The sequence below is a fragment of the Allobosea spartocytisi genome (assembly GCF_014764685.1).
Taxonomy (GTDB): Bacteria; Pseudomonadota; Alphaproteobacteria; order Rhizobiales; family Beijerinckiaceae; genus Allobosea; species Allobosea spartocytisi.
The window spans coordinates 35,148-54,510 of the sequence record NZ_JACXWY010000012.1; the positions used below are offsets into that span (position 1 = coordinate 35,148).

Sequence of the window (19,363 nt, forward strand, 5' to 3'; positions counted from 1 at the left end):
CTCGGATCAGCGGTTCGCCAAGGGCAAGGCTATCGGATAGGCGCCGCGTTCAAGCCCGGCCAGTTCCGGTCGGCCCTGGCGATGTATTTTGGCGTGGCGCCGAGCCAGGTCTTGCGCACATCGAGGTCGTAGTTGAGGTAGAGCCTGCCCTCGACGATCGACCAGGCTTCCGGCTCGATCTTGACGAGATAGCCGCGCGACGTGCCATAGGCGCAGAAGCCGCCATAGGCAGGCAGATAGCGTTCGGGATCGGCCTCGAACAGTGCCTTGTGCTCGGCGCTGGCGAAGCGCCAGAGCGCGCCGCCATGCCGGACCGAGAATTCCGGCTTGCCCAGCCGCGGCCCGCCGTCGCGAAAATAGGCGACCGGATCGTAGCCGCGGATTGCGACGCCGTCCGAGGAACCCAGCGTATTGACCGGGCGCGCCTTCCCGGCCTGCGCCCCGGAGCCGGCGAGCGCAGCGACCCCGAGCAGGATGAGGCTACGCCTGTCCGGTAGGAAACCCCGCCCTTCCTGCGTTTGCCGCAGCGCGCTCATGATGGACGCGCCTCCAGCGCCTCGAAGACATAGGCCGAGAGCCAGCCATAGATGGCGTGGCCGATCAGGCTCATGAGGGAGAGGAGCGGCACGTCGTTGAGCAGGAAGCGCTGGCCGCCGAGCGGGGCGAGGAAGCCGAGCGCGATGAAATAGGTGATCACGCCCCAGATCCAGCCATCGGCCGGCATGCCGAAGCTCTTCACCCAGCGCGTCAGGAGCCAGTAGCCGAGCGGGTAGAACAGGAAGCCGGTGGTGAAATGAATGAGCTTTGCCACCGGCGTCGAGAGCTGGAGGCCGAGCTGGGTGTAGAACAGCGCCTTCACCAGCTCCGGCGGCTCCAGCGGGAAGCCGGCGACCCAGGCGGTCGGCACCGCCGAGAACAGCTCCCAGAAGCCCAGCCCGGCGAAGCCGCCGAGCGCAAGGTTGATGACGGTGCGGCTGGAGGGCAGAGCGAGGCTGCGGGTCATGGTGGCGGTGGTCATGGGTCGATCCTTTCTGCGATGTCAGTGAGCGATGGCGAGAGGCGTCGCGGCGACGGCAAGCGCGGCGAGACGGCCCGAGGGCTGGCGGCGCAATTGCGCCAGACGGCGCATGGCGAAGCGGTTGGCGCCGCCGCGCCGGGCGAGGCGCTGTTCGAGGATGCGGGCCGCGAGATCGTGGCTGCCGGCGCGGATCAGGCTTTCGATATGGGCCTGCTCGAACAGGTCGCGCTGGGCATGGCTGCCACCGATCGCGAGGAGGCCGCTGCGGGCCGCGCCGAGCAGGCGGGCCGCCTCCGCATGATCGCCTTCGCTGAAGGCGATCAGCCCATGGGCCGCAAGCGCGCCGCTGCGCGCAGCTTCGGCCCGCTCGCGGCTCGGATGGGCATGCGCATCGCGGACGAGGCTTTGCGCGATGCTCTCGGCGGCATCGCGATGGCCGGCGCCGAGCAGCGAGAGCAGATAGTGCAGATCGGCGAAGACGAGGCGGCCGTCCTGCACGCGGCCTTCCGCCTTGGCGGCAAGCTCCTCCCAGCGATCGCCGACATCGACGCCGGCATAGTCGAGCCGCGCCAGCAGCGAGGCACCGTTGGCGATGTCGCGATAGTCGTCGGTCGGCTCGGCCCGGATCTCATCGTCATAGAGCCGCAGCACCTCGGCGGTCTCGCCGCGCTCCAGCCGGAACAGCGCGAGGTGCCAGAAGATGTGGAAGCGCAGATTATTGGCATGGGCGATCTCGCGGCCGTCGCCGAGCCAGGCGACGCCCTCGTCGGCGCGGCCGGTCATCTCCAGCACATGGGCGACGGCATGCCGACCCCAGGCGTCGCGCGGGCTCAGGCTCACGGCATGGCGGCCGGTGCGCTCCGCCTCGGCATAGAGGCCGCGCTCCTCCAGCGCGAAGGCGTAGCAGCCATGGACATAGCCTGCGAGCGGATGGCTCTCGCCGAAGGCCGGCGCGAAGCGATTGAGGGTGGCGAGCATCTCGCGCTGGTCACCCAGCATGAAGCGCAGGCCGTGCGAGAGCTTCAGCGCAAGCACGTCATGGGGATGGGCGAGCAGGATCGCCTCCAGCCGCTCCGCCGCCCGGCGCGGGGCGTCGTCGAGCCAGAGCGCCAGCGCCTCGATCACCATCTGCTCGCGCCGCGTGACCGGCCGGAGCAGCGCGGAGGATCGCGCGGTCGCCAGACAGTCTCGGGCCGGGCCGAGCAGCTCGGCCCGGGCGAGCGAGAGCAGCATCAAGCCCTTCGCGGCATGGGCAAGAGCGAAATCCGGATCGGAGGCAAGCGTGCGGGCGAGATGCTCGGGCGTCACCGCGGCATGGGCCAGCAGGGCTTCCAGCGTGTCGTTCCAGGCGAGGCGCGCGGAATCGTTCGCAATGGTGAGGCTGTCGCCGGAGAGGTCGTGATAGAGGGGCTGGGACATGGGCTGCTCCATTGCAGCGCTCTTTTCGAGCGCTCATCAGGGAGTTCGCAGAGGCGCGATCAAACGCCGTTCAACTCGCTTCACGGACCCGTGTTTGCAGGGCGAGGCCGGGCTGTGCCGGCGCCGGCGGCTGGACGGCCGGTTTCGGCGCCAGCCCGAGCCAGGGCGCGCTCTTGAACCAGCCGACCACGATCGCCGTGGCGAGGATCAGCGCGAAGCCGGTGAGGTTGAGCAGCGCCACGACCAGTTCGCTGCGGCCGGCGACATCGGCCACGACGCCCAGGAGCCGTGCCAGCACGACGCTCGCTAGGAAGCAGGCCAGCGACTGCCGACCGATCAGGATGAGGAGATGGCCGATGCCGCGGTCCAGCCGCTGGCGCCAGGGTTCGATCAGGCTCAGCACGAGATAGGCCAGCGCCAGGAAGTGCAGCACGCGCAGGATGTGCAGGTCGTTCTTCTCGGTCGCGGGCAGGATGAGATCGTGCAGGGCCTGCGCCGCCGGCCAGTGGTCGAGCACGCCCCAGAAGGAGAGCGGCACCGACAGCACGAGGAAGAGCGCCGCCGCCAGCATCAATCGGGCATCGCCGAGGCGGGGCACCGGCAGCCATTTCATCGCGCTGAAGAAGCCGATGAAGAAGATGAATTGCCAGGCGAAGGGGTTCAGGAACCAGCCGGCCCCGGTCCAGGGATTGCCGGGCAGGTTCAGCCCTTCCGTCCAGACCAGCGCATAGAGCAGCACGACGAGCAGGAAGGGCAGCGCCGCATGCAGGCGCCGGAGCAGCATCATCACCGGTACCAGCCCGAGGATGACGAGATACATCGGCAGGATGTCGAGATAGTCCGGCTGCCAGGTCAGCGTCGCCAGGCCGAGCAGCGCGCGTTCCGGATCGGCGGAGAGCGACGGAAACTGTTTCGCCAGCACGCCGAGGTCGAAGAGCCGGTCGATCCCGGCCGCCAGCGCGATCAGCGCCAGAACCACGCCGATCTGAGCCCAGTAGACCTGCCAGATCCGGTAGGCGATGCGGGCGGTGCCCAGCCACAGGCCGCGCCGCACGAAGACGCTGCCGAAAGCGAGCGCGCTGGCGATGCCGGAGCAGAAGACGAAGAGCTCGGCGCCGGAGGAGAAGCCGAAGCGAGCCGGAATCCAGGCGTTCCAGCTATTCTCCGGCAGATGCGCGATGAAGATGATCAGCATCGTCAGGCCGCGGAAGACATCGAGCCGCTCGTCGCGCGGGCGCTTTGCCGGTTTGTCGTGAGGCGCGACCATCAGAAGGCCCCCTCGTATTGCCCGGCGTCGATGCGGCAGGCGAGAATGGTGAAGCCGTCTCGGGCGAAGGCGGCGGCAGCCTCACGGCGCAGGCTGTCCCGATCCGCGACCGCGACGCCGTGGCCGCCCATGGCCCGCGCCACAGCCGCGAAATCGGTGCCGCCGAAATCGACGCCGGCCCGCACCAGGCCCATCTGACGTTGCTTCAGCGCGATCAGGCCGAGGCTTTCGTCGACGAGGGTGACGATGACCACGGGCAGCCCGAGATCGCGCAGCGTCGCCAGTTCGCCGAGCACCATCTCCAGCCCGGCATCGCCGACGAAGCAAAGCACCGGCCGGCCCGCGCCGAGCGCGGCGCCGGTGGCCAGCGGCAGGGCGCAACCCATGGTGCAGAGCCCGGTCGATTGCAGCAGCCGTCGCGGCCCGTCGCAAGTCCACATCTGGCTGAGCAGGATGCGATGCGCGCCGGAATCAGCGGTGGCGACCGTGCCGGCCGGCGCGACGTCGCGCAGAACCTGGAAAACGGCATGCGGTCCCCAGATCGGAGGCGCCGCAAAGGCCTCATGGAAGCGGGCCCGCACCGCCGCGGGCTCGCCGCCGGGCCAAACGGTTTCCCGAGCCGGGAGCGCTTCCGCCAGCCGCGTCAGGATGGCGCCGACATCGCCTTCGAGCAGCAGGGGCGAGGCATGCATGCCATGCGGCAGCGCCTCCGCGACGATGTCGATGACCGGCTTGTCCTCCGGCCAGGGATTGCGCCAGCCCTGGCGCATCTCGATCGGGTCGTAGCCGGCGAGAACGATCAGATCGGCCGCCTCGATCAATGGCCGGACGATCGCGTCGGCCTTGGGCGAGAGGCCGACGCCGCCGATGACGCGCGGGTCGGCTTCCGGCAGCAGCCCCTTGGCCTTGTAGGTCGTCAGCAGCGGTGCGCCGGTGCGGACGATGAAGCGTTCCAGCGCGGCGGCGTTGCCGTCATTGCAGAGGTCGAGCCCGGCGATGACGAGCGGCCTGCGCGCCGCCGCGAGAAGCTTGCCCGCCTGACCGAGATCGGCCGGCACGGCCGGCTCGGGCAGCTTCATCGCCCGGGGCGCGCGGCGCGGCCCCCTTGCCTCCGCCACCGAGATCGGCAGGTCGACATGCACCGGGCCGGGCCGTCCGCGCCGGGCGAGTGCAGCCGCCTTGGCGATGACGAGGTCCTCCGTGCCGGGCGCGGCACGGAAACTCGCCTTGACCAGCGGCCGCAGCACGGCCTGATGGTCGAAGACCTGATGGGTGTAGCTTTCGGCGAGGGCCTGGTCGACGCAGCCGGTGATGAAGAGCAGCGGCACGCGATCCTGCTGGGCATTGGCGACGACATTGACCGCATTGGCGACGCCGGGACCCAGCGTCGCTACCAGAACCGGCAGCGCTCCGTTCACATGCCACAACCCCTCGGCCATGAAGCCCGCCGCATTCTCGTGCTTGGCGAGCAGGAAGCGGATGCCGGCACGTTCCAGCGCATCGACCAGCGCCAGCACCTCGCCACCGGGGATGCCGAAGGCATGGGTCGCGCCTACCACTGCCAGCCCGGCGGCGATGATGTCGGCACCGGTGACGAGCCCGTCCGGAGCGATGCCGGCGGCGCGGGAAGCGGATATCGGGTCGTGGCGCATAGGCATCTCTCCGGCGACCCGCGAGGGCGGCATTGCCAGTGAGATCGCAGCCGGAGCAGCGCCGGTTACATCCTCACGGAGATGTGAGCCTGGCGCCGGCGGCCAGAGGCGCGGGCTCGGCCGGCATCGTCAGGCGCCAGGCGCGCTCGACCCAGGCCACATCGGCGACATGGCCGCCACCATGCAGGCAGAGTTCGAGCCGCGCCTCGCCGCCGCAGCCGCTCGCCAGCCGGCAGGTCAGCGCCGTTCCTCCAGCCACGGCGTCGCGCGCCGCATCGGCCCAGCCGGCCGTGCAGCCGCCGGGCGCGAGGATGGCGAAGCTCTTGAAGACATCGCCTTGCCTGTAGCCCTGGCGCAGCGCCCGGCCCGCGAGCGGCACGGTGCTGTCGCTCGTGCCGTGGACATGGATCAGCTTCGGTCGCGGGCCGGCACAGCTCTCCGGCAGAGGCTCCCAGAAGGCACCGGCGATCGGCGCGAAGGCGGCGAAGCGCGTCGGCATCCGGCAGGCGAGATACCAGACCATCGAGCCGCCCTGCGAGAACCCGCTCGCCATCAGCCGGTGGGGATCGACCGGGAAGCGGCGCGCGATATCGTCGAGCATCTCGGCGACAAAAGTGAACTCGTCGCGGTTGCGCGCCGGAGAGCCGGGGAAGGACCAACTGCGGCCGAGCCCTTCCGGCGCAATCAGCGCGACGCCGAGCCGCCGTGCCACCGCAACCAGGGCGGGATCCGCGATCACCTCCGCGGCCGTGCCCTGATAGCCGTGGAAAAAGACGATGGCGCCACCCTGCCGTCCCGGCTTGGCCTCCGGCGGCAACAGGATGCGATAGGAGCCGCTCCCGACCTTGCAGCCGCCATCGACCGGGCAGGGTTCGGCCAGCGGGCGCAGCTGCTGCGCCTGCAAGGGCGCCGCAGCCGCGAGGATGGCGCCCAAGCCGATCAGAAAGGCGAAACGAGCCGCGGGAGCCATCAGCGATCCTCCGGACAGGCAGGCACGGCCTCCCTGCGCAGGAGCGCGAGCGTATCGGCCCTGTCGGCAAGGCTCATCATGCGGTCACGCGCTTGTGAGCCGGGCGCCGCCATGCGACGGGATAAGCGGGATCCGCTTCACATCACCGGAAAAGCGCACCGGCCTTGTCGCTCGAAGAGTTCGAAACGCAGCTCAGGCCCGTCTTCCTCGCGGCGCTCGCCGGCGACGCCGTCGCCTATCGGCGCTTTCTCGACGCGATCGGCGGGCGCCTGCGCGGCTATCTCAGGCAGATGCTGGCGCGTGCCGGCCGGCATGAGCCGAGTGAGGCCGAGGACGTTTTGCAGGAGGTGCTGCTGGCGCTGCACCTCTCGCGCCACACCTATGATCCGGCGAGCCCGGTCACGGCCTGGGCCCATGCGATCGCGCGTTACAAGCTGGTCGACCATCTGCGCCGCTCCGGCCGCCATGCCGGCAACCTGCCACTCGACGACGAAGCCTTCCAGCTCGCCGACCGGCCGGAGGCGCCATCCACCGAGGCACGGCTCGACCTCGACCGAGCCATGGCGAGCCTGCCCGAACGGACACGCGGCCTGATCGACCGGGTCAGGCTGCAGGGTGCGAGCGTCGCGGAGGCGGCGGATGCCGCCGGCATGACCGAAAACGCGGCCAAGGTCGCGATCCATCGCGGCCTGCAAGCCATGGCGAAATTCCTCTCGCGGCGCGGGGAAAGACCGACATGACCCGCTGCGACATCCCATACCCGTAACGTTTCGCAAGCGCCCCGCGAATTCCCGTTGAAGCAGGACAACCGAAAAAACGGACATGCAGACCAACGAGCTGATTTCCCTGATGAGCGCGAGCCACCGGCCGGTGGATACCGGCTGGCTGCGCCGCGCCACCTGGCTCGGCGCCCTCTGCGCGCTCGCGGCGACGGCCGGACTCGTCCTGCTCACGCTCGGCGCGCGGCACGATTTCGGCCGTGCCTGGCTGACCACGCCGGTCCTGGCCAAGATGCTCCTCGGCGCCAGCGTCGCCGGCATCGCACTGCCGCTGTTCCAGCGCAGCCTGCGGCCCGGCCTGAAACCGGCGCGGCGCCTGCCGCTCGTGGCGTTGCCGATCCTTCTGGCGGCCGGCTGGGCTCTGCTGACGCTGGCGCAAGTGCCGGCGGAGCAATGGAGCACGCTGATCTTCGGCCGCTACTGGCGTGCCTGCCTCATCGCCGTGCCGCTCTATGCGCTGTGTCCGCTCATCGTGCTCTTGCTGCTGGCGCGCCGGGGGGCTCCGGTGGACGGGCCGCTGACCGGCGCCTGCGCCGGCCTCGCCTCGGCCGGATTGGCGACGGTCGCCTACGCGCTGCACTGCCCCGACGATGCGGCGCCCTTCCTGGCAACCTGGTACACGATCGCGATCGCCTCGATGACCGCTCTCGGCGCCCTGATCTTCCCGCGCTTCCTGCGCTGGTGAGCGCCAGCACCGCCGGCTGTCACAAGACGGTCATGGGCTGGGCGGTACTCCGCTCGGCATGTCGCGAACATCAGGTCAATCACCGGATCGACCGCAATGGTCCGCTCCCGGCCACGCCGCCACAGCGGGCCGCCCGGCGCTTCTGCGCCTGCAGGATTTCACCGTCACCCTGTCGGGCACCGTGCCGATCGTGCGCGGCATCGACTTGTCGGTCGGTCGCGGCGAGGCGCTCGGCATCGTCGGCGAATCCGGCTGCGGCAAGAGCATCACCTGGCTCGCGGCGCTGCGCCTGCTCGGGCGCAACGTCGCCACGGGCGGTGAGGTCCAGCTCGACGGGCAGGATGTCGGAGGGCTTTCCGAGCGCGAGCTCGCACGGGTCCGCGGCGGCCGCATCGCCCTGATCTTCCAGGATCCGGCCAGTGCGCTGAACCCGGTGCAGCGCATCGGCACGCAGATCGCGGAAGTGCTGCGCCTGCATCGTGGCCTGACCGGGGAACCGGCGCGCCGCGAGGCGCTGCGCCTGCTGGACCGTGTCGGCATCGCCGATGGACCGCGCCGCCTCAAGCAATATCCGCATGAATTCTCGGGCGGCATGAACCAGCGCGTGATGATCGCGCTGGCGCTGGCAGGCGAGCCCGACGTGCTGATCGCGGACGAGCCGACGACCGCGCTCGACGCCACCATCCAGGCGCAGGTCCTCGACCTGATCCGCGAGCTGCGCCGCGAGACCGGCATGGCGCTGATCCTGATCTCGCACGATATCGGCGTGGTCGGCGACCTCTGCGAGCGGATCGCGGTGATGTATGCGGGACGGATCGTCGAAACCGCGGCGACGCATGACCTGCTCACCCGCCCGCGCCACCCCTACACCCAGGGCCTGCTCGCGGCGCTGCCGACGCTTACCGGTCCGCGCCAGCGGCTGACGCCGATCCCCGGCACCGTGCCGGCACCCGCCGCCATTCCGCCCGGTTGCGCCTTCGCGCCGCGCTGCCCGATTGCCGTCGAGCGCTGCGGCCACGAGCTGCCGGAACTCACCTTCGCGGCGCAGGACCAGCGCGCGGCCTGCCTGCGGCTCGGCGAGCCGATCTCGCTTGAAAGCGCGGCCCTTCCGGTCATGGCGATGCCAGCGCAGGTCGGGGCGCCGGCATGAGCGTTCTTCTCGATGTTCGCGACCTCGCCCGCGAATACCCGGTCTCGACAGCCGGCGGCGTGCGCCGGATCCTGCATGCTGTCGACGGGGTGAGCTTCTCGCTCGAACGCGGCCGGACGCTCGGCATCGTCGGCGAATCCGGTTGCGGCAAGTCGACCACCGCCAAGCTCGCGCTCGGCCTCCTGCCGGCGACGCGGGGGCAGATCGACTTCGAGGGCCAACCGGTGACCGCACTGCGCGACCGAGCCTGGCGCGCCTTGCGCCGCCGCATGCAGCTCGTCCATCAGGACCCGCTCTCCGCGCTCGACCGGCGCCTGCCGGTCGGGCAGCAGGTCGTCGAACCGCTGGTCATCCACACGCTCGAAGACAGCGCGGAAGCACAGCGGCAGAAAGCGCTCGCGCTGTTCGACGCGGTGGGCCTGCGGGCCGATCTGTTCGAGCGCTATCCGCATGAGCTTTCCGGCGGGCAGCGCCAGCGTGTCCTGCTCGCCCGCGCGCTGGTGCTCGAGCCGGCGCTGCTCGTCTGCGACGAGCCGATCTCGGCGCTCGACGTCTCGGTCGCGGCGCAGGTCATCAACCTGATGCAGGATCTGCAGGCGCGCTTCGGCATGGCCTATCTCTTCATCAGCCACGATCTCAAGGTGGTCCGGCAGATCGCCGACGAGGTCGCGGTGATGTATCTCGGCCGCATCGTCGAGCAGGGGCCGCCGGATGCGCTGTTCCATGCGCCGGCCCATCCCTATACCGAGGCGCTGGTTTCGGCCGTGCCGACGCCGTTGCGCGGCACGCAAGGGCGGATCATCCTGAAGGGCGACCCGCCGAATCCCGTCGACAGGCCTTCGGGCTGCGCCTTCCATCCGCGCTGCCCGCGCGCCGTGGCCCGCTGCCGGGAGGAGGTGCCCGTGCTGCGGCCCGTGGCCGATGGCCGGCTCGCCGCCTGCCATCTGGCGGCGGCGGCGCCCGCCATGGCCGCAGCCTGACCGTTTGCCTTGCCGACCCCGGAGACGAGATGAGCCGCCCCAACCAGCCGACCGCCGACCGTGTCGTCATCGCCGTCTTCGACGGCTTGCGGCCGGATCTCGTCACGCCCGAGCTCACGCCGAACATCCTGCGGCTCGCCGCGCGCGGAACCTGGTTCCGGCAGGCGCGGAGCGTCTTTCCCTCGGTGACGCGGGTGGCGACGAGCTCGATCGCGGCCGGCGCGCCACCGATCGTCCACGGCATCGTCGGCAACGCCTTCTACCATCGCGAGGCGATCCCCGAGCGGATGTTCGATACCAGCGATGCCGCCCAGATTCGCCGCGCCGAGGCGCATCATGACGGGCGCCTGCTCGCCGCCGACACCTTCGGCGACGTGCTGGCCCGCGCCGGCAAGCGGCTGGCGGTGGTGCATACCGGCTCGGCCGGCTCGGCGCATTTCATCAATCCGCGCGCCCGTGCCAACGGGCACTGGACCTTCTCGATGCACGGCGCCGGGGCGACCCAGACGCCGGAGGCGGTCGAGCAGGCGATCGCCCGCCTCGGCCCGCTGCCGGAGCGCGAATTGCCCCGGCTGCAGGAGCTTGCCTATGGCGGGCGCGTGATGACCGAGATCGTGCTGCCGGAACTCCGGCCGGATGTCGCCCTGATCTGGTTCAACGAGCCCGACACGACCTTCCACTATCGCGGTCTCGGCTCTCCCGAAGCCATGGCCGGCCTGCGCGAAGCCGACCGCGCCTTCGGCAGCATTCTCGACTGGGTCGAGGCTCAAGCCGATGCCGAGCGCATCGCGGTGATCGTCGCTTCCGACCATGGGCAGATCTCGACCGGTTCGGTCGAGCCGCTGTTCGAGACGGCGCGCGAGGCCGGCTTCGACCTCAGCGCGGAGAAGGCGATCAACGGCGCCACCCTTGTCGCCACCGGCGGGATGAGCGGTGAAATCCGCCTGCGCGAGGGCGCGCGCGGCGAAGTCGAGCGCATCGCAAGCTGGCTGATGGAGCATCCCATCATCGGCCATGTCTTCTCGCGCGACCGTAACGGCGTCGAGGGCGAGGTCGCGGGCACGCTCTCATTGAACCTGATGAATACGGGCCATGCCGAGCGCCAGCCGGAATTGATGTTCATCCTGAAATCGACGCTCGAGGCCGATCAGTACGGCCTGCCCGGCCTCGGCGCGATGACGCCGGGCGACGTACCGCTCGGTGGCGGCATGCATGGCGGCATCAACCCGCATGAATTGAACACCGTGCTGATCCTCGGCGATGCCAGCGGCCATGGCGGCGTCTCGCAGGAACCCGCCGGTATCATCGATATCGGCCCGACCGTGTTGGGGCTGCTCGATCTCGCGCCGGCGGCGACGATGATGGGGCGCAATCTCGCCGCTCCGCCGCGGGAGGAGGCCCGCGTCGCGCGGCATTCGGCCGGCAGCGGTTCCTTCGCCCAGCATGTCGATATCCTCGAGCAGGACGGCCGGCGCTTCATCCTCGGCGGCGGGCAGTAGAGCTCACGGGTTTCCAACCTGGCGCGGCAAGCCCATGACGACGTCGAATGCAAAAAGGGCGGCCCATGGCCGCCCTTTCCCATTGCAGAGGCCGAACCCAAGCCTCAGGCCCTGGCGAAGCTCAGATTGTCCGGTCGCAGATCCATGAAGTAGAAGGTCGTCGGCCGCCAGGCGATCGACTTCTTGATCGCGTAGGCTTCGCTCGGCTGGTACAGGATCGTGGCCGGCGCCTCATCCTCCCAGATATCGAGCATCTGCGTGAAGAGCGCCTTGCGCTTCACTGGGTCGGTCTCGGCCTCCAGCGCCGTGCCTGCCTTGTTGAACGCCTGCGTCGAGGTCCAGAACTTCGAGACCTGGATCTCGCCGGCCGGGCCCCAGGCCACCCAGATGGACCCCAGCGGATCGGGCAAGCGCGTGGAGTTCGACCAGTTGAAGATCTGCGTGTTGGCGCCGCGCATCTGGGTCGAGTTCTCGACGACCTGCAGCGAGGCGTTGATGCCGACGGCCTTCCACTGCTCGGTCAGGATCTGCGCTGCCTCGAGCGCATTGGTGTAGTAGTTGGCCTGCGTCCGGTAGACGATCGGCTCGCCCTTGTAGCCGGCTTCCTTGAGCAGGGCCCGCGCCTTGGCTGGGTCGTAGGAGAGCTTGCGGCCCTCGACGAACATTGGGCCGTACTCCGGGAAATTATGGCTCGCCGGAACCTGCGCCGTGCCCTGCCAGAGCGCCTCGACCAGCTTCTGGCGGTCGATCGCGTAGTTCAGCGCCTGCCGGACGCGCTTGTCGGAGAGCACCTTGTCCTGCTCGTTATAGGCGAGGACATGGACATTCGCGAGCACGACCGAGCGCACGTCGATGTCCTTGTAGCCGCCGACGACGCTCATCTGGTCGGGCGGGATATTGGTGACGAGGTCGTAATCGCCCGCGACGAGGCCGGCAACGCGCGCTGCCAGCTCCGGCACGCGCTTGAAGATGACGCGCTTGGCCGTCGGCTTGCCCATGAAATAGTCGTCGAAGGCTTCCAGCACCGTGGCGTCGGCGGCCGAATGCGAGACGACGCGGTAGGGGCCTGTCGCGACGGGCTTGCGCGAATAGGCCTCGAAGCCCATCGCCTCATAGGCGCGCCTGTTGACGATCCAGGCGCACCAGGAGGCGAGGCGCTGCTCCAGCAGCACATCGGCGACCTTGGTCTTGAAGCGCACGGTGTAGCGGTCGATCGGCTCGACGCCGGCGAGGATGCCGAAATAGGGCTTGCCGCCCGGGATCTGGGCCTTGTCGCCCCACATCCGGCCTTCGCGGAAGGTGTAGGCGACGTCCTCCGAGGTCAGCTCGTCACCATTGTGGAACTTCACGCCCTGGCGCAGCGTGACGACGAGTTCCTGCGGCGAGACACGCTCCCATTTCGTCGCCAGATGCGGCTTGAGTTCCGAGCCGCCGCCATCGGCAGCACCGAGGAAATCACGCCGGATCAGCGTGTCGAAGATCGAATAGGTGACGCGGGTGCCGACATTGGAGAGCTCGCGCGCCGGCTCCAGCGTCGCCGGCAGATCGGCCACCGCGACGGTGAAGTTCGGGCGACCGTCATCGGCGGCGAAGGCGGTCGGCAGAGCGAACGCGACCGGCAGGGCGGCAGCGCCCTCAATGAAGCGGCGGCGGGACAGGACGGGCATGGGGTTCCTCGCAAGACATCGAGCGGCGCTGGCAAGCCGCGCCTCGATGCGGCTGCCTTGCATCAGATTGACGACGGGCCGGTGACAGTTCGGGCCGAGAGAAGCAGGCTCGGATCATCGAGCATCACGGCGTCGGGACCGAGCGCCAGAATGCGGGCGATGCCCTGCGCATCGATCCGGCCGACCGGGAAAGGCGGATAGCCGGGCTCGGGCACCGAACGCGGCTGGCCGGCCATGATGACGGTTGTCATGCCGGCATCGCGCACCGCATCGAGCCGCTCCGGCGTCGCATCGCCCTGCCAGAGACGGAACCCGTCGGCGCCGACAGCACGCGCCTCGGCGACGCTGTCGGGATCGGGCAGCAAGGCCAGGATCGCGATCTCCGGCGACAGCCGGCGCGCCGCCGCGATTAGATCGATGTCGCGAAGGCCAAGCAGGCTGCGCGGAAGCGCATCGGCAGCCGCCAACGCGGCCAGGATCGGCGGCAGGATGGCAGGGTCGCGCAACTTGACGTCGAGCAGGAGCCCGAGCGGCATGGAGGCCGTGATCGCCTCGTCGAGCGTCAGCAGGCCGGGCAGGACGGTCCGAAGCGCCGCGAGATCGGTGTCGGCGACCCGTCGCGGATAGCCGGCAAGGCGCGTCAGATCGGCATCGTGCAGACAGACAAGCACGCCATCCGCGCTCAGGCGCAGATCGGTTTCCACCATCTCGGCGCCGGCCCCGGCGGAAGCTGCGAAGGCCTCGGCCGTGTTCTCCGGCCCGAGCAGGGCTCCGCCGCGATGAGCGATGGCGAGCGGACGGGGAGCGGCGGCGAAGAAACCGGGTCGCATCGCGTCAGTGCCTCTCGCTGGTCGGATCGAAACGGTCGCGCAGCCAGTCGCCGAACAGGCTCATCGACAGCGTCGTCAGGAAGATCGTCAGGCCCGGAAAGACCGCGATCCACCAGGCGTTCAGCAGGTAGCGGCGGCCCTCGCCGAGCATCAGCCCGAGCGAGGTGCCCGGCGGCTGCACGCCGAGCCCGAGGAAGGAGAGCGAGGTTTCGAGCAGGATCGTGCCGGGGAAGTTCAGCGTCGCCTGGACCACCAGCGCCGCGGCGATATTGGGCAGGAGATGGCGCAGGACGACCCGCGAGGGGCTCGCACCCAGCGCCTCGACGGCATTGATGTAGTCGCTCTCCTGCTCGGAGACGACCAGCCCGCGCGCCAGCCTCGTATAGCGATCCCAGCCGTCGATGCTGACGAGGATGATGAACAGGACGATGTTGTTGCCGAAGAAGGCGAGCATGGTGAGCGCGAGGAAGAGCGCCGGAATCGCCGCCTGGGCATCCACCAGCATCATGATGGCCTGGTCGACGAAGCCGCGCAGCCGCGCCGCGATGAAGCCGAGCAGCGTGCCGAACACGGCGCCGATCAGGGTGCCCATCACGGCGATCAGGATCGAGGTGCGGACCGCGAAGATCATCCGGCTCAGGATGTCGCGGCCGAGCTGGTCGGTGCCGAGCCAGTGGGTCGTGCCCCCGGCTTCCGTGAGAGGCGGCTTCAGCCGGGCGGCGAGGTTCTGCGCGGTGTAGGGCAGCGGCGCCAGCCAATCCGCGAGCAGCGCGACCAGCACCACGGCGAGCAGGAAACCGGCCGAGAGCTTGACGACCGGCGACATCCGGTTGCCGGAGGCGCAGGTGGCCGGCGCCGGCGCGGCGGAAAGGTCGACGGCCGCCATCAGGCCTGTTTCCCAAGGGCGCGGGAGAAGCCGCCGAGCCGGGGATCGATGAGGATATGCACGATATCGACCAGGAGATTGGCACCGACCATGATGACCGTCACGGTGAAGATCACGGCCTGGACCACGGCGAGGTCGCGCGTCGAAACCGAATCGACCAGGAGCCGGCCGACCCCCGGCCAGGCGAAGATGGTCTCGACCACCGCGCTGCCGGCGAGGATATGGCCGATCTCGATGCCGATGAACATCAGCAGCGGCACCGCCGCATTCGGCAGGGCATGCCGGACGATCACGCGAAGCGGCATCACGCCGCGTCCGCGCGCCGCCCGGATATAGGGCTTGCCCAGCACTTCCAGCGTCGCGGTGCGGGCGAAGCGCGCAAGCCTTCCCGCGAGCGGCAGGCCGAGCGTCACCGTCGGCAGGATCAGGTGCCAGAGGCTGTCCGAGCCGGCCGAAGGCAGCACGCGCAGCTTCAGCGCGAAGAGCAGGATCAGCAGGATGCCGAGGAAGAAGACGGGAATGGCATAGCCGAACACCGCCACTGCCATGGCGAGCCGGTCGGCGGCGCGGTTGTGGCGCAAGGCGGCGAGGACGCCGAGCGGCAGGCCGACGAGGAGCGCCAGCATCAGCGCGGAGGAGCCGAGTAGGAAGGTCTTCGGCAGGGCCTCGACCACGGCGGCGAAGGCCGGCCGGTCATCGGCGAAGGACAGCCCGAAATCGCCGCGAACCACGCTGGCGACATAGCGCAGATATTGCTCGGCCAGCGGCCGGTCGAGGCCCCAGGCCTCGCGATAATGGGCCCGCACATCCGGCGGCGTATCGCTCGGCAGCATGATCTCGGCCGGGTCGCCGGCCAGGCGCAAGGCGAGGAACACGGCCGACACGCAGATCGCGATGGTCAGCAAAGCGCGCAGACTGCGAAGGGCCAGGAAACGAAACATCGACATCGGGTGCAGAAGATGGGGAAGGTGCTTCTGCAAGCCCTCTTGCGACAGGCTGATGACAGGCCGCCGATCGCCTTCCCTTAGTCGCCGCGCCGGGCGGGCGATCCATGCGTCCCGCACTCGGCACCGACCTGTCCCGGCGAAACGAGCGGGGCGCCCTGCCGTCATTGCCCCTTCCCGGCCGCGCTTCTTTCCTTACGATTTCACCACGGAGCGGATCGCCGCTTCGCGTAAGCTTGCCGCAGCAGAGGTCCGTCATGACGCGCCATCATTTCCAGCCGACGCAGTATTCGAACGTGATCGGCACCCTGCCGGCCGTGCTGGAAATCGCAAGCGGCGACAGCGTCGTCACGACGACGCTCGACGCGGCCGGGGTCGGGCATGACGGCGGCCAGAAGGCGCCGCGCGGCAACCCGATGACCGGTCCGTTCTTCGTGACCGGCGCCGAGCCCGGCGACGCGCTGCTGGTGACGATCGAGCGGATGACGCCGAATCGCGGCACCGGCTGGACCTATTCGCCGCTGGCGCCCGGCGTGCTCGACCCGGCCGCGCTGGCCGATCTGCCGAAGCGCGAACGGTATGAATGGGCGATCGATGCGACGGCCGGCACGGTGAAGCTGCTCGATCCCTCGCCGCGCATCAAGGAGTGGAGCTTCCCGCTCGAGCCGATGCTCGGCTGCTTCGGCGTCGCGCCCGAGCGCGGCCAGGCGATCTCGACGGCGACGAGCGGCCCCTATGGCGGCAATATGGACTATCGGTTCTTCGGCCCGGGCGCGACCATCGCCTTCCCGGTCTTCGCGGCCGGCGCCCTGTTCTTCCTCGGCGACGGCCATGCCTGCCAGGGTGACGGCGAGATCGCCGGCACCGGCGTCGAGACCTCGTTCGAGGTCGAGTTCCGCGTCGAGCTGCGCAAGCAGCAGGGCCTGCGCTGGCCGCGCTGCGAGACCGCGACCGATCTGCTGGTCATCGCCGCCGGGCGCCCGCTCGACCAGCCGCTGCAATTCGCGACCACCGAGATGCTGCGCTGGATCCAGGCCGATCTCGGCGTCGATGCCGTCGAGGCCAGCCATCTGCTCGGACAGGCCGTGCGCTACGATATCGCGAACGTCTTCAACCCGGCCTATTGCGTCGCCTGCCGGCTGGAGAAGACCGAGATCACCCGCGCCATGTCACTGCGCGGCAAGGGCTGAGGGCAGAGCCCCCGCCACAGAAGAAGGCAAGCTGATGCTCTTCATTAGATTTCACCATGAAGAGCCAGCCACGAGCCTCGCCATGGTTGGATCGCGCCATCGACGATCCAACCATGCAGGCCTGCCGGTAGCACGATGACCAGGGACCCCGCCAAGCTCAAGGCCGAGCTGCTCCAGGCCGTCGATGCGCGCCGCGACGAGATTCTGGCGCTGCTGCAACGCTTCCTGCGCATCAAGAGCGTCAATCCGCCAGGCGATACACGCGAGGCCGCAGACTTCGTGCGCGAGCTGCTGGACAAGGCGGGCGTGCCACATCGCACCGAGGCCTTCACGCCGGAGATGCCGAACATCATCGGCCGCTGGGAGACCGGAAATCCCGGCCGCCATCTCGTGCTCAACGGCCATATGGACATCTTCCCGGTCACCAATGAGAGGCTCTGGGAGGCCGACATCGTCGACGGCAAGATCATGGGCCGCGGCGCTTCCGACATGAAGACCGGCACGCTCGCCTCGATCCTGACCTATTGCTGGCTCTACCCCTATCGCGGCTGGCTGAACGGCGCGCTGACGCTGACCGTCGTCTCCGACGAGCAGTCGGGCGGGCGCTACGGCACGAAATTCCTGTTCGACAATTTCGAGAGCGAGATGGTCGGCGATTGCTGCCTCAATGGCGAGCCGAGCGGCCTCTCCAATCTGCGCTTCACCGAAAAGGGCACGCTGCGCTTCTCGCTTTCGGCGAAGAGCATCGGTGGCCATGGCGGCTATTCGCACCGGGCGCGCAACCCCATCGCCGATGTCAGCCGGCTGGTGAACCTGATCTATGACCGCTACCACCTCAAGCTCGCGACGCTGCCGCCCGAGATCGACGCGGTGCTGACCTCGCCCGAGACCATCGCGGCGGCCGACCACAATCTTGGGAAAGGTGCCGCAGACATCGCCCGGCGCATCACCGTCAATGTCGGCATCATGCAGGGCGGGCAGAAGGCGACGCAGATCCCGACGCATTGCATCGCTCATCTCGACATGCGCGTGCCCATCGGCTCGGACCGCGACGCGATCCGCGCCGATCTCGAAGCCCTCGCCCGGGAAGCCGATTGCGAGATGGTCGTGAACGAGGACCACAGCTATCCGGCGAGCCTGACCGACCCCTTCAGCGAGATGGCCAATATCCTGCGCGGCAATATCCGCGACCTGCTCGGCCATGACGCACCGCCCGTCTCAAGCCTCGGCGGCACCGACACACGCTACTGGCGCTGGCGCGGCGTACCGGCGCTGATCTGCGGCCCCTCCCCGATCAGCATGGGCACGGATGAGGAGCATGCGACGCTGGAGGAGGTGATCGCGGTGATGAAGCTGCACATCGCCTGCGCCATCGACTATCTCGGCTCGGCAGGCGCGAAGGCCTGAAGCGCATCAGCCGCGGGGCTGGGGGAAAACCCGCAAGCCGTCGCCGATCCAGGGCGCGACCTCCCGCAATTCCGGCACGAGCTTGTCCTGGATGAGCGTGTGCAGGATGGCGGCGATCTCCTGGGGAATCGCACCGAGCTCGCCCTTGCGGGCATAGAGATCGACCCGCCGCCGCAGGCTCAGCCCCGGCACCGGCAGCAGGCGCACGCCGGCCAGGCGCGAGCGGGCCTGCAGCGCCATCAGCGGCGTGGTGATGGCCCAGCCGAGGCCGGCCGCTACCATGGTCAGCACCGTCTCGGCGGTATCGCTCTCGACCTCGCGCGGAAAATCGAGCCGCAGCCGGCTCAGCGCCTGCTCGACCTGCCGGCCCGTGCTGGTGCGCAGCGTGTAGCGGATCATGCTGCGGCCGGTCAGATCGGAAAGCTTGCCGACCTCCATGTCCCACTCGGCCGGCAAGGCCAGCGCGAAAGGCTCCGCCAGCAGCGGAATCGCCATCGCCGTCTCGACCTCCTGCAGGAAGTCGACGCCGACGATCATGTCGATCTGGCGGGCGTTGAACTGCTGCTCGCTGAGCTCGCGCGGATTGGCGATCAAGGCGCAGCGCGGAAAGCTCTTGCGCAATTCACGGATGAAATCCGGCCCCAGCGTCGTGCTGAGCGAATCGATCATCGCGATCCTGAGCGCCGGAATGGCGTCGCGGGCATTGAGGCGCACGGCGGTGTCGAGCTCATGCGCCTGCCGCAGCAACTCCTGCCCGCGCTCGGCCAGCAGTCGCCCGGCCATGGTGGCGCGGACCGGGCGGATATCGCGGTCGATCAGCGGAACGCCCATCGCCTTCTCCAGCGCGGCGACGAGCTGCGAGGCGGCCGATTGCGTCAGGCCGAGCTGGCGGGCGCCCCTGGTCATGCTGCCCGTCTCGACGACGGCGCAGAAGACCGCGAGCTGGCGCAGGTCGAAGGCTAATCTCTGACCGATCGTCATCGACAAGCGCTTACGCCCGCCGGAGGCGCCGGACAATCG

18 protein-coding genes are annotated in these 19,363 nt (G+C 69.2%); 7 read left to right on the top strand and 11 right to left on the bottom strand.

Translation table 11 applies throughout. The features are described 5' to 3' along the window. Positions 1-29: 29 nt before the first annotated feature. The 6 genes from IED13_RS18240 to IED13_RS18265 all read right to left on the bottom strand — a co-directional run bounded on the left by IED13_RS18240 (position 30) and on the right by IED13_RS18265 (position 6,326). Positions 30-536, bottom strand: a complete 507-nt coding sequence (locus IED13_RS18240) for a YHS domain-containing (seleno)protein (protein WP_191125007.1) — start codon at positions 534-536, stop codon at positions 30-32. Then, complete coding sequence (locus tag IED13_RS18245; protein WP_191125008.1) at positions 533-1,018, bottom strand: DUF6789 family protein; 486 nt, start codon at positions 1,016-1,018, stop codon at positions 533-535. Before IED13_RS18245 ends, IED13_RS18240 begins: the two co-directional genes overlap by 4 nt. A 21-nt stretch (positions 1,019-1,039) precedes the next feature. Further along, entirely contained in the window at positions 1,040-2,437 is a 1,398-nt protein-coding gene (locus tag IED13_RS18250; protein WP_191125009.1) for a tetratricopeptide repeat protein, read from the bottom strand. 70 nt (positions 2,438-2,507) lie between these two features. Next, positions 2,508-3,704: an OpgC family protein gene (locus tag IED13_RS18255; protein WP_191125010.1), complete on the bottom strand. Its 1,197-nt coding sequence runs from the start codon at positions 3,702-3,704 to the stop codon at positions 2,508-2,510. Beyond that, positions 3,704-5,356 (bottom strand): thiamine pyrophosphate-binding protein, encoded by a 1,653-nt coding sequence (locus IED13_RS18260; protein ID WP_191125011.1) that lies wholly within the window; start codon positions 5,354-5,356, stop codon positions 3,704-3,706. Before IED13_RS18260 ends, IED13_RS18255 begins: the two co-directional genes overlap by 1 nt. Before the next feature lie 73 nt (positions 5,357-5,429). Next, a complete protein-coding gene (locus tag IED13_RS18265) occupies positions 5,430-6,326 on the bottom strand; it encodes a CE1 family esterase (protein WP_191125012.1) in 897 nt (298 codons plus the stop codon). 164 nt (positions 6,327-6,490) lie between these two features. On the opposite strand from IED13_RS18265, the gene IED13_RS18270 reads away from it, so the two are divergent. From IED13_RS18270 to IED13_RS18290, 5 genes are all read left to right on the top strand, one after another. After that, a complete protein-coding gene (locus tag IED13_RS18270; RefSeq protein ID WP_113253156.1) occupies positions 6,491-7,066 on the top strand; it encodes a sigma-70 family RNA polymerase sigma factor in 576 nt (191 codons plus the stop codon). An 82-nt stretch (positions 7,067-7,148) separates the two neighbouring features. Then, positions 7,149-7,790 carry an NrsF family protein gene (locus IED13_RS18275; protein ID WP_112763822.1) on the top strand — a complete coding sequence of 214 codons (642 nt, stop codon included), beginning with the start codon at positions 7,149-7,151 and terminating at the stop codon, positions 7,788-7,790. 58 nt (positions 7,791-7,848) lie between these two features. After that, entirely contained in the window at positions 7,849-8,940 is a 1,092-nt protein-coding gene (locus tag IED13_RS18280) for an ABC transporter ATP-binding protein (protein WP_191125013.1), read from the top strand. Next, complete coding sequence (locus IED13_RS18285; protein ID WP_191125014.1) at positions 8,937-9,920, top strand: ABC transporter ATP-binding protein; 984 nt, start codon at positions 8,937-8,939, stop codon at positions 9,918-9,920. Before IED13_RS18280 ends, IED13_RS18285 begins: the two co-directional genes overlap by 4 nt. 29 nt (positions 9,921-9,949) lie before the next feature. After that, complete coding sequence (locus IED13_RS18290) at positions 9,950-11,419, top strand: alkaline phosphatase family protein (RefSeq protein ID WP_191125015.1); 1,470 nt, start codon at positions 9,950-9,952, stop codon at positions 11,417-11,419. 104 nt (positions 11,420-11,523) lie between these two features. On the opposite strand, the gene IED13_RS18295 is transcribed toward IED13_RS18290, so the two are convergent. From IED13_RS18295 to IED13_RS18310, 4 genes are all read right to left on the bottom strand, one after another. Next, a complete protein-coding gene (locus IED13_RS18295; protein WP_191125016.1) occupies positions 11,524-13,086 on the bottom strand; it encodes an ABC transporter substrate-binding protein in 1,563 nt (520 codons plus the stop codon). 62 nt (positions 13,087-13,148) lie between these two features. Then, positions 13,149-13,916 (bottom strand): glycerophosphodiester phosphodiesterase, encoded by a 768-nt coding sequence (locus tag IED13_RS18300; RefSeq protein WP_191125017.1) that lies wholly within the window; start codon positions 13,914-13,916, stop codon positions 13,149-13,151. Positions 13,917-13,920: 4 nt separating this feature from the next. Further along, positions 13,921-14,802, bottom strand: coding sequence for an ABC transporter permease (locus IED13_RS18305; RefSeq protein WP_191125018.1), 882 nt, complete (start codon positions 14,800-14,802; stop codon positions 13,921-13,923). After that, positions 14,802-15,743 carry an ABC transporter permease gene (locus IED13_RS18310; RefSeq protein ID WP_191125019.1) on the bottom strand — a complete coding sequence of 314 codons (942 nt, stop codon included), beginning with the start codon at positions 15,741-15,743 and terminating at the stop codon, positions 14,802-14,804. Before IED13_RS18310 ends, IED13_RS18305 begins: the two co-directional genes overlap by 1 nt. A 260-nt stretch (positions 15,744-16,003) precedes the next feature. Between IED13_RS18310 and IED13_RS18315 the strand changes: the two genes are divergently transcribed. Together IED13_RS18315 and IED13_RS18320 are read left to right on the top strand one after the other, a co-directional pair. Continuing rightward, positions 16,004-16,936, top strand: a complete 933-nt coding sequence (locus IED13_RS18315) for an acetamidase/formamidase family protein (RefSeq protein WP_191125020.1) — start codon at positions 16,004-16,006, stop codon at positions 16,934-16,936. A 135-nt stretch (positions 16,937-17,071) separates the two neighbouring features. Then, the gene (locus tag IED13_RS18320) at positions 17,072-18,343 is read left to right on the top strand and encodes a M20/M25/M40 family metallo-hydrolase (protein WP_191125021.1); all 1,272 of its coding nucleotides are present in this window, start codon (positions 17,072-17,074) and stop codon (positions 18,341-18,343) included. Between the two features lie 6 nt (positions 18,344-18,349). Here the strand turns inward: IED13_RS18320 and IED13_RS18325 are convergent, their stop codons facing one another. Next, a complete protein-coding gene (locus IED13_RS18325; RefSeq protein ID WP_191125022.1) occupies positions 18,350-19,324 on the bottom strand; it encodes a LysR family transcriptional regulator in 975 nt (324 codons plus the stop codon). Positions 19,325-19,363 lie beyond the last annotated feature (39 nt).

Bases quoted from the DNA above. Each gene is read 5' to 3' on its own strand.
- IED13_RS18300 (WP_191125017.1), bottom strand. From the start codon at position 13,916: ATGCGACCCGGTTTCTTCGCCGCCGCTCCCCGTCCGCTCGCCATCGCT.
- IED13_RS18315 (WP_191125020.1), top strand. From the start codon at position 16,004: ATGACGCGCCATCATTTCCAGCCGACGCAGTATTCGAACGTGATCGGC.
- IED13_RS18320 (WP_191125021.1), top strand. From the start codon at position 17,072: ATGACCAGGGACCCCGCCAAGCTCAAGGCCGAGCTGCTCCAGGCCGTC.
- IED13_RS18305 (WP_191125018.1), bottom strand. From the start codon at position 14,802: ATGGCGGCCGTCGACCTTTCCGCCGCGCCGGCGCCGGCCACCTGCGCC.
- IED13_RS18240 (WP_191125007.1), bottom strand. From the start codon at position 536: ATGAGCGCGCTGCGGCAAACGCAGGAAGGGCGGGGTTTCCTACCGGAC.
- IED13_RS18260 (WP_191125011.1), bottom strand. From the start codon at position 5,356: ATGCGCCACGACCCGATATCCGCTTCCCGCGCCGCCGGCATCGCTCCG.
- IED13_RS18310 (WP_191125019.1), bottom strand. From the start codon at position 15,743: ATGTTTCGTTTCCTGGCCCTTCGCAGTCTGCGCGCTTTGCTGACCATC.
- IED13_RS18285 (WP_191125014.1), top strand. From the start codon at position 8,937: ATGAGCGTTCTTCTCGATGTTCGCGACCTCGCCCGCGAATACCCGGTC.
- IED13_RS18275 (WP_112763822.1), top strand. From the start codon at position 7,149: ATGCAGACCAACGAGCTGATTTCCCTGATGAGCGCGAGCCACCGGCCG.
- IED13_RS18255 (WP_191125010.1), bottom strand. From the start codon at position 3,704: ATGGTCGCGCCTCACGACAAACCGGCAAAGCGCCCGCGCGACGAGCGG.
- IED13_RS18290 (WP_191125015.1), top strand. From the start codon at position 9,950: ATGAGCCGCCCCAACCAGCCGACCGCCGACCGTGTCGTCATCGCCGTC.
- IED13_RS18245 (WP_191125008.1), bottom strand. From the start codon at position 1,018: ATGACCACCGCCACCATGACCCGCAGCCTCGCTCTGCCCTCCAGCCGC.
- IED13_RS18325 (WP_191125022.1), bottom strand. From the start codon at position 19,324: ATGACGATCGGTCAGAGATTAGCCTTCGACCTGCGCCAGCTCGCGGTC.
- IED13_RS18250 (WP_191125009.1), bottom strand. From the start codon at position 2,437: ATGTCCCAGCCCCTCTATCACGACCTCTCCGGCGACAGCCTCACCATT.
- IED13_RS18295 (WP_191125016.1), bottom strand. From the start codon at position 13,086: ATGCCCGTCCTGTCCCGCCGCCGCTTCATTGAGGGCGCTGCCGCCCTG.
- IED13_RS18265 (WP_191125012.1), bottom strand. From the start codon at position 6,326: ATGGCTCCCGCGGCTCGTTTCGCCTTTCTGATCGGCTTGGGCGCCATC.
- IED13_RS18280 (WP_191125013.1), top strand. From the start codon at position 7,849: ATGTCGCGAACATCAGGTCAATCACCGGATCGACCGCAATGGTCCGCT.